Consider the following 7,664-nt stretch of genomic DNA (forward strand, 5'->3'; position numbering starts at 1 on the left):
ATGGAGATCATCCCGCTCTCGGGCTACACCGAGGACGAGAAGCGCGAAATCGCGAAACAGCACCTGATCCCGAAGCAGATCGCCAATCACGCGCTGAAGAAGGGCGAGTTCGGCATCACCGACGAGGCGCTGACCGAGATGATCCGCACCTACACCCGCGAGGCGGGGGTGCGGAACCTGGAACGCGAGATCGCCAAGCTGGCCCGCAAGGCCGTGACCGAAATAGTCAAGGGCAAGGCCCGGACGGTGGACGTGACGACCGAGCAGCTGGAAGGCTATCTCGGGGTCAAGCGCTACCGCTACGGTCTGGCCGAGCTTGAGGATCAGGTCGGCGTCGTCACCGGGCTGGCCTGGACTTCGGTTGGGGGGGAACTCCTGTCGATCGAAGCGCTGCGCCTGCCGGGCAAGGGCCGGATGAAGACCACCGGCAAGCTCGGCGACGTGATGAAGGAATCGATCGAGGCGGCGGCCTCCTATGTCCGCTCGATCAGCCCGGAACTGGGGGTGAAACCGCCGCGCTTCGAGACGCTGGACATCCACGTCCACGTTCCGGAAGGCGCGACGCCGAAGGACGGTCCCTCGGCTGGCCTCGCGATGGTGACCTCCATCGTCTCGGTGCTGACCGGCATCCCCGTCCGCAAGGACATCGCGATGACCGGCGAGGTGACGCTGCGCGGCAACGCGCTGCCGATCGGCGGGCTGAAGGAGAAACTGCTGGCGGCGCTCCGCGGCGGCATCAAGACGGTGCTGATCCCGCAGGAGAACGAGAAGGATCTGGCCGAGATCCCGGACAACGTGAAGCAAGGTCTGCGGATCGTCCCGGTGAGCCACGTCCGCGAGGTGCTGCGCGAGGCGCTGGTGCGCATGCCCGAGCCGGTGGAATGGGACGAGGCGGCGGAAGAAGCCGCCGCGGCCGCCCGCCGTCTGCAGCAGGAAAACCCGGCCGCGCAGACGACGCACTGAGGCCGGAGCGAAGACAGGAGAAAGGCGCACCCCGGTGCGCCTTTTTTCATGCGCGGTGCCCTGCTCCCTTTTGCCGCTGCCCCGCGGCCTATGCCGGCCCCGGCTTCTGTCATAGCCTTTTGCGGCAACCACAGAGATCGGAACGGCATGACAAGCAAAGAGACCTCCGGAACCGACAAGCCCTCCGCCCCGAAGAAGCGGCGCACCCCCGCGGCTGCGCCTTCCGGCGAGACCGCAGCCGCCCCCGCCGGCGCCGTGCTCGCCACGGTGAAGAAGAAGGACCTGCTGGAGCGGGTGGCGCAGGCCACCGGCGCCGATCACAAGCAGGTCCGCGACATCGTCGAGGCGACGCTGAACGCCTTGAGCGAGGCGCTGTCGAAGGGCGAGGAGCTGAACCTGCCGCCCTTCGGCAAGCTGAAGGTGAACCGCCAGCACGAGCGCGCCGTGGGCGAGATGATGACCCTGAAGCTGCGCCGCGGCGCCGGCCCCGCCGCGGAGGGCAAGTCGACCTCAAAGCGAAAACTCGCAAAAGAGCCTCTTGCAGAGGTCGAAGACTAAGGCTAAACCGCCGCCATCGGGTGATTAGCTCAGTGGTAGAGCGCTTCGTTCACATCGAAGATGTCAGGGGTTCAAATCCCTTATCACCCACCATCTATTCCCTTGTAACGCCTCGGTTTTCTAGCCGGGGCGTTTTCTTTTACGAAGCGCCCCCCGGTTCCGTGAACCTAACGCGCCGCTTTGAGCTTCACGAAGTCCAGGACTTCGGCCGCGTCGGTCAGGTGCTCAGGGGCGAACCTGCCATAGGTCGAGTAGGTCACCGCCGTGTTGCTATGCCCCAGAAACTGCGCGACTTTCTCGATCGGGATCCCACTCGACACCATGGCCACGGCGGCGCTGTGGCGGATCGTGTGCAGGGTGATGCCCTCGATGCCAGCGCGGCGCGCCGCTCCCTCGAAACCCTTCCGGATGCTGGCGATCTGCTCGCCGCCGAACTCGACGACGTAGGGGCTGATCGCCGCCGCCTTGGCTGTCTGCAGCGCCGCCATCAGGCCGCGGTTGATCGGCACCACGGCGCGGCCCTTGCGGGTGCGCGCATCGTCCAGGCGCAGGTTGATGACGCCGCGCTCCAGGTCGACTCGGTCCCATGTGAGATCGAGGATCGCCCCGACGCGCCCGGCGGTGGCAAAGAGCAGATGGATCGCCAGCCCGATGTGCGGGGCGCTGGCGGCGTCGATCAGGGCCCCAACCTCCTCCTTCGACAGATAGCGCTCCTTCGGCGTCGGCTTCGGCGGCCGCTCGATCGAGGGCGCGCTTTCGATGATCCGGTTCTTGACCGCGAACATCATCGCGCTGCGCAGGTGGCCGAGCTCGGTGTGGACGGACCCTTGCGAGATTCCTGCCGCCATGCGCGCGGCGCTGTAGCTTCGGCAGAGCTCAGTGGTGATCTGATCGGGCCGGTAGTGCCCGAAGTGCTGGAGCACCGCCTTGCCCGTGTAGAGCATCGTCTCCGCTGTCGGCCGGTCGCCGAGGTCAGTGCGATAGAGAGCCCAGATCTCCGCGACAGTGGCCCCCTGCTGCGCGGCCGAGAAGACCTCGCGCCGGTAGACGTCTATTGCCTCTGCTTGCGCTTCCGCTCGGGTGCGTGCCTGAAGCTGACGACGGGTCCGCCCACCGCTCTCGGTTGGCCAATAGACGCAGTAGCCGCCGCGCAGGCGTCCGATGCTGAAGTCTGGCACGATTCGATCTCCTCAACGACCTGGGCAGGGATGCGGTACAGCTTCCCGAAGCGGAAATGCGGCAGCTTCCCGGCGATGCACTTGTTCCGGATCGACGTTGCGCTGACGCCCCAGCGATCCGCAAGGGTTTCGGGGGAGTAGGGGGTGCTCATGTCATCATCCTCCATTTCATCTTTTGCTGCGTTGCCCGCGGCGATGTCGGGCATTCTTTGAAGCTGCTGAGCGGTTCGGACCGCTGCTGCACGCCGGCGGCGTATCGGTTCTGGCTCATGCCGCAGCCTCCCGCTCCGCATGTCCGCCCCACTGCTCTGCGATGGCTTCTGCGACGCCGGCGAAGGTGCGGCTGCGGATCTTCCAGCGGTCGGGGCCGGGGCTGGCGCGGTGGATCGCTGACCAGGCCTTGTGCTCTTCCGTGCCGGGCTTCGGCGGGGTCAGGCGGTTGGTGGGGGTGAGCGGCGGCAGGCCGCGGCGGTAGAAGCCAGTGGCCTTGAAGAAGGGCTCGCCGAACCACCAGGGCTGGACGATCTGCGGCCGGGGCAGGTCGGCGGGCAGGCGCTCCGCGGCGTGTCGGTGCATCACCGGGTTCTCGATCGCCACCCGGGTGATCGGTGCTCCCCAGCAGGCGGAGAAGAGCGACGCGCCCTCCTCGAGCAGCCGCCACATGACGGCGAGCCGCGCTGCGCGGCCGAGATCCGGCCAAGCGGCGCGCTCTTCGTCGGTCGCCTCCTTCGGCGCGTGCTTGGGCGGCTCGTGCAGCCAGCGCACGCCGCTGTTGCAGAGCCGGGTGCAGGGCGGGTGCATGACGGCGAGCAGGTCCCAGCCCATGTGCAGCATGTCTCGGATGTCGCCGACGAGGTGGCGGTTGCTGCCGTCCTCGGCCGGCAGCAGGTCGCAGGACCAGGCGTCGTGGCCGCGGGCGGCGAAGGCGCGGCGCACCCGGCCGGAGGTCTCGCAGCCTACGAGGACGCGGAGGGCTTGGGCCATCTTCCCCTCCCTCAGGCGCGGCCGGAGCGTTCGTGCTCCGGGGCGCGGGCGGGGACGGTGAACTGCGGGCGCAGGCCGGTCTCCTGCTCGACCCGGTCGGCCAGCACCTCTTGCATCAGGGCGAGGAAACCCGCCTTGCGGGCGGGGTTGCCGGCGACCGCCGCCATGGCGATCGAGCCGAGCGGTACAGCCCCCTCCATGGTGCCGCCGGCGGCGTGATAGGCGACCCACCAGTCGCCCTCCACCCGCAGCGCGAGCCGGCCGACGCTCTGCGGCTCAGCCAACGGAGCGCTCCGCCGGCACGACGGCGGCGACCGCCTCGGGGGTGATGCCGAGCCGGCGGGCCACGTCGCGGCGCAGAGCGATGAGATCGTCGGCGGTGGGTACGCCGAACAGCCAGAAGCGCCAGCGCGCCGAGCGCGCGGCGGCGTAGGCGATGCGGATGCCGAGGCTGTCGATCGTCGCCGAGCGGGTGGCCGCCGCGGCCTCTGCGCTTTGCTTCGACAAGGGTGTGCTGTGGAACATGGGGATCTCCGGTCTGTCGCTCGGGGAACCGGCCGTCCTGGCCGGTCGCCGGAACGGCGGCGGAAAAAGCCCCCGACGGCCCGCACCGCCGGGGGAGGTGGAGACAAGCCGCGCGGAGACCCCGCCGCGCCCGGGATCCAGTCAGGGCGCGCGGGCTGCCAGGTCAGCGCCGAAGCTCTGCTGCCACGGGCGGCGGCAATATGAAGCCGCTCGCGGAGCAGGTGCGGAGTGCGGGAGGTTGGTCATGAGAAGTTCCTCGCGACAGAGGGTCACATGCCCCGCCGTGCTTCGCCCTGCGCGACGGTCAGAAGGGTGCGCTCCGTGACGTGGGCGAAGGCGACGGTGGCGAGGAACAGGAAGCCGACCAGGCCGACGCAGCCGATCAGGAAGCCTGTCAGATCAGGGTGCTTGCGGCGGGGGATGGTCGGCCGCGGGATCGCCCGGCGAGCGGACGAGTTGAAAGTGGCGTGCCCGGCAGTTGCAGGGGGAAAGTGCTGCCTGGTGGCAGTGACGCGATAGGACGTCAGCCACTCCCTTTCTGACGCGGGCCTATGGTCTTCTGTGAACTTCATCCTGGATTTCTCCGCCCTGGATTGCACAGGAACACTAGACCATAAAAAATGGATTGCCAAGGTGGTTAATCCACGAATAATGGACTTGGCTGGCGGCGGGCGCCGGAAGGGTCTGCGCCTTTGTGGGGCGCTGGATGGCTGCCGTGCAAAGGGTTGTGGGATGATGCTGGGGTGGGGGTGTGGCGGGCTGGAGCGCTCTGCGCTCGCCCCAGCCGTTGGCGGGCGTGACGGCAGGCCGCAAGGCGGGCAGACGTGCCCATGCTCAACCGTGGGTTGCTCTGGCGCTACTTGGAAAGCGCCTAATCCATGGCGCGAATCAAGAGTGAGCTATGCTTGACCATCTGCGAATACTGATCGCACGCGTTGCCTGCCGGTGCGACGTCAACCTCAACTTTCTTTTCGATCCCACTCACGCCTGGCGTCTTCGAGATGTGGAAAAAGTGAGGCTTGGACGTCGCCGGGGAGCTGGGCGAAATCGCCGTTCATCATGAAGTTGAAGTCTACGCGGTGTGCTCGGTAGAGGTAGCGCATGACCGGAAGGCTTGGATAGCTAAGCGCCATTTCCATGTTGCTGATGGCCGTCTTCTTCAGGCCGACTTCGCTGCCCAAGGTCTTCTGGTCAAGACCAATCATGTGGCGAGCGGCGCGAAGCCTGATCGCCTGCGCCTTTTTGCTGTCGTCGCCCGTCATGGCGAGTGCGATCTTTTGGTCTAGCTGCATGGGCCGGTTATAGCAGAGGCCCATTTTTTGTGGACCAGGTTCGCGATGGACCCTTGATGGTCCATGAAAAATGGATCATGCTAGCGGCATGACCACTGTATCTCAGATCTGTGATTTGATCGGCCGCCAGACCTTGGCTCACGAGCTGAGGGTCGGAAGGACAGCGATTAGCAACGCTGCGGTCGACGGACGCTTCCCTGCGAAATGGTACGTGGTCGTCAAACAGCACTGCGACGCCTTGGGCGTGGCTTGCCCGACGGAGCTGTTCAGATTTGCCGAGCCCACATTGGCCCCCCAATCTCAGGAGGCGGCCGAATGACATACTTTTTTCCATTTGGTTTCGACGCGCTGCAACGCGACGAGTGGCATTCCGCCCCGTTGTCGCGTGTTCAAAAATCATGTGGGTCCCCGCCGTTTCAACCTGGAGGGTCTGACATGAAGAATCCTGCACGCAACAATGAGCATGCGCGGGCGTCCCGGCGCTGGTTTTCCAACATGCTGTGGCGGGCGTTCCCGTCCACCTCGGAGCGCGAGCTGTCGCACAAGGCGGCGCGTGCGCTCGATGTCTCGCCGCGCCAGGTGGTGAACTGGCTGCGCGAGGAGCACGACGCCTCGCTGCGCTACGTGACGGCGGTCCTGGCCATCGCCGGGGCCGAAGTGGTGTTCAAACACATCGAAGGAAAGAAGTGATGCGGTTCTGGTGGCACATCGCCGGGCGGTTCTACGAGGCGCGCACAACGCGCGCCTTCTGCAACCATCTGTTGTTCAAGCGAAAGGCGGGGAAGTATTTTTCCCACCTCGACGATCCGGCCCCCGAGCACGGCGTCCCGTTCCGCGGGCTGCTGGTCGGGCTGGTCCTCAGCGCGCCCGTCTGGGCGACGCTGCTGCGCTGGATGCTGGCATGACAGGGAAGGCGCTCAGCGCGGGCCGCGGGGAGGCGCTGCGATGATCAGCGTTCTTCCGAGCCAGCGGCACCGGGCGCTGGTGACCTGCGACGGGTGCCGGGCCGAGCACATGGAGACGGTGGACCGTCCGGGGCGGAGCTCGGTCTGCGGCGAGCGGATGGCGATCAATACGGGGCAGGTGGCGGCGAAGCTCTCGGCCCGGGGCTGGCGGGTGGCCGGTCGCAAACAGCTTTGCCCGGGCTGCGTGGCGCAGCGCCGGGCGGAAGGACGTCAGGCACAGGAGGTGAAGATGGCAAGAGCAGCGCCCGCCACTCCGGCGGCGAGGGAGAAGGCGGCCCCGGGCGGGGCCGCGGGGGCAGGGGGTGTGGCTGCGGCGGTCGTGGCGATGCCTGGGGCCGAAGCCCCGCGCCAGCCGACGCGGGCGCAGAAGCGCGAGATCGTGCAGCTGCTGGACGCCTCCTACGATGTGAAGGCGGGGCGCTACGTCGGCGGCGAGACCGACCAGACGGTCGCCGCCTCGCTGCCGGGGATCCTGCCGGGCTGGGTCGCCTCGGTGCGCGAGGATCTCTATGGCCCCGCGGGCGGCAACGAGGAGATCGAGGGGCTGCTCGCGGAGTTGCGCCGGGAGCTCGCCGCCATGGCCGCGCGGGATGCCGCGATCGAGGCGGCGCGGGCCGAGCTGGCCGAGGCCCGGGGCGCGCTCGCCGGCTTCCTGAAGCGGCTGGAGGCGATCCGGGCGGCGGTGGGGCCGAAGGCGGTGCGGGCATGACGCGGGAAGACATCCTCGCCACGGCCAGCCGGCTGGTGACGGTCGAGCGGGCGGCGACGCATGGCGCGCTCGACGAGGGGCTCGGGCGGATCGGCGATCTCTGGAGCATCTATCTGGGCCAGCCGGTGAGCGCGGTCGACGCGGCGGCGATGCTGGCGCTGATGAAGGTGGCGCGGCTCGTCGAGAACCCGCGCCACGCCGACAACTGGATCGACCTCGCCGGCTACGCGGCCTGCGGCGGCGAGCTGGCGACGGGGGCCGGGTCATGACGCGGATCTCCGACAGCGACCGGGCGCTGATTGACGCGGCGCTGGCGGCGGGCCGGCTGCGGCGGATCCCGCGCGGGGTCTCGGGCCTGCCCGTGGCGGTCTGGGACGGGGCGAAGCTGATCTATCCCGAGAAGGACGGCGCACCGGCGCCGAAGCAGGGGCTGAGCTTCGCGCGCACCACTGCGCCGCCGGAGCTCAGGGCGCGGCGGGCGGCGGTGGCG

General features: G+C 68.0%; 13 protein-coding genes and 1 tRNA gene. 8 read left to right on the forward strand and 6 right to left on the reverse strand.

Annotated features, from left to right (window positions below):
- The 3 genes from C5F48_RS20270 to C5F48_RS20280 form a co-directional block, all read left to right on the forward strand.
- The coding region (locus C5F48_RS20270; protein WP_308812771.1) for a S16 family serine protease at window positions 1–963 on the forward strand (963 nt) is incomplete at its 5' end.
- Between the two features lie 147 nt (window positions 964–1,110).
- Entirely contained in the window at window positions 1,111–1,521 is a 411-nt protein-coding gene (locus C5F48_RS20275; protein ID WP_170139614.1) for an HU family DNA-binding protein, read from the forward strand.
- Window positions 1,522–1,539: 18 nt separating this feature from the next.
- Window positions 1,540–1,614, forward strand: a tRNA-Val gene (locus C5F48_RS20280).
- A gap of 74 nt (window positions 1,615–1,688) precedes the next feature.
- Here the strand turns inward: C5F48_RS20280 and C5F48_RS20285 are convergent.
- The 6 genes from C5F48_RS20285 to C5F48_RS20310 all read right to left on the reverse strand — a co-directional run bounded on the left by C5F48_RS20285 (window position 1,689) and on the right by C5F48_RS20310 (window position 5,470).
- A complete protein-coding gene (locus C5F48_RS20285; RefSeq protein WP_107665604.1) occupies window positions 1,689–2,699 on the reverse strand; it encodes a tyrosine-type recombinase/integrase in 1,011 nt (336 codons plus the stop codon).
- A gap of 267 nt (window positions 2,700–2,966) precedes the next feature.
- Window positions 2,967–3,683 (reverse strand): hypothetical protein, encoded by a 717-nt coding sequence (locus C5F48_RS20290; RefSeq protein WP_107665605.1) that lies wholly within the window; start codon window positions 3,681–3,683, stop codon window positions 2,967–2,969.
- An 11-nt stretch (window positions 3,684–3,694) separates the two neighbouring features.
- The gene (locus tag C5F48_RS20295) at window positions 3,695–3,967 is read right to left on the reverse strand and encodes a hypothetical protein (RefSeq protein WP_107665606.1); all 273 of its coding nucleotides are present in this window, start codon (window positions 3,965–3,967) and stop codon (window positions 3,695–3,697) included.
- The gene (locus C5F48_RS20300) at window positions 3,960–4,208 is read right to left on the reverse strand and encodes a hypothetical protein (RefSeq protein WP_107665607.1); all 249 of its coding nucleotides are present in this window, start codon (window positions 4,206–4,208) and stop codon (window positions 3,960–3,962) included. The genes C5F48_RS20295 and C5F48_RS20300 overlap by 8 nt, the downstream gene beginning before the upstream one ends.
- Window positions 4,209–4,477: 269 nt before the next feature.
- Window positions 4,478–4,780: a hypothetical protein gene (locus C5F48_RS20305; protein WP_107665608.1), complete on the reverse strand. Its 303-nt coding sequence runs from the start codon at window positions 4,778–4,780 to the stop codon at window positions 4,478–4,480.
- Window positions 4,781–5,167: 387 nt separating this feature from the next.
- Window positions 5,168–5,470, reverse strand: a complete 303-nt coding sequence (locus C5F48_RS20310; RefSeq protein ID WP_245941394.1) for a helix-turn-helix domain-containing protein — start codon at window positions 5,468–5,470, stop codon at window positions 5,168–5,170.
- A gap of 465 nt (window positions 5,471–5,935) precedes the next feature.
- On the opposite strand from C5F48_RS20310, the gene C5F48_RS20320 reads away from it, so the two are divergent.
- From C5F48_RS20320 to C5F48_RS20340, 5 genes are all read left to right on the forward strand, one after another.
- Window positions 5,936–6,190, forward strand: coding sequence for a hypothetical protein (locus C5F48_RS20320; RefSeq protein ID WP_107665610.1), 255 nt, complete (start codon window positions 5,936–5,938; stop codon window positions 6,188–6,190).
- Window positions 6,190–6,405 carry a hypothetical protein gene (locus C5F48_RS20325; RefSeq protein WP_107665611.1) on the forward strand — a complete coding sequence of 72 codons (216 nt, stop codon included), beginning with the start codon at window positions 6,190–6,192 and terminating at the stop codon, window positions 6,403–6,405. The genes C5F48_RS20320 and C5F48_RS20325 overlap by 1 nt, the downstream gene beginning before the upstream one ends.
- Window positions 6,406–6,445: 40 nt before the next feature.
- Window positions 6,446–7,174: a hypothetical protein gene (locus C5F48_RS20330; protein WP_107665612.1), complete on the forward strand. Its 729-nt coding sequence runs from the start codon at window positions 6,446–6,448 to the stop codon at window positions 7,172–7,174.
- Window positions 7,171–7,443 carry a DUF6378 domain-containing protein gene (locus C5F48_RS20335; protein ID WP_107665613.1) on the forward strand — a complete coding sequence of 91 codons (273 nt, stop codon included), beginning with the start codon at window positions 7,171–7,173 and terminating at the stop codon, window positions 7,441–7,443. Before C5F48_RS20330 ends, C5F48_RS20335 begins: the two co-directional genes overlap by 4 nt.
- Window positions 7,440–7,664, forward strand: a 225-nt coding sequence (locus C5F48_RS20340; RefSeq protein ID WP_146170563.1) for a hypothetical protein, incomplete at its 3' end; no start/stop codon positions are given. The genes C5F48_RS20335 and C5F48_RS20340, both read left to right, overlap by 4 nt.

This window comes from Cereibacter changlensis JA139 (assembly GCF_003034985.1).
GTDB classification, from domain to species: Bacteria; Pseudomonadota; Alphaproteobacteria; order Rhodobacterales; family Rhodobacteraceae; genus Cereibacter; species Cereibacter changlensis.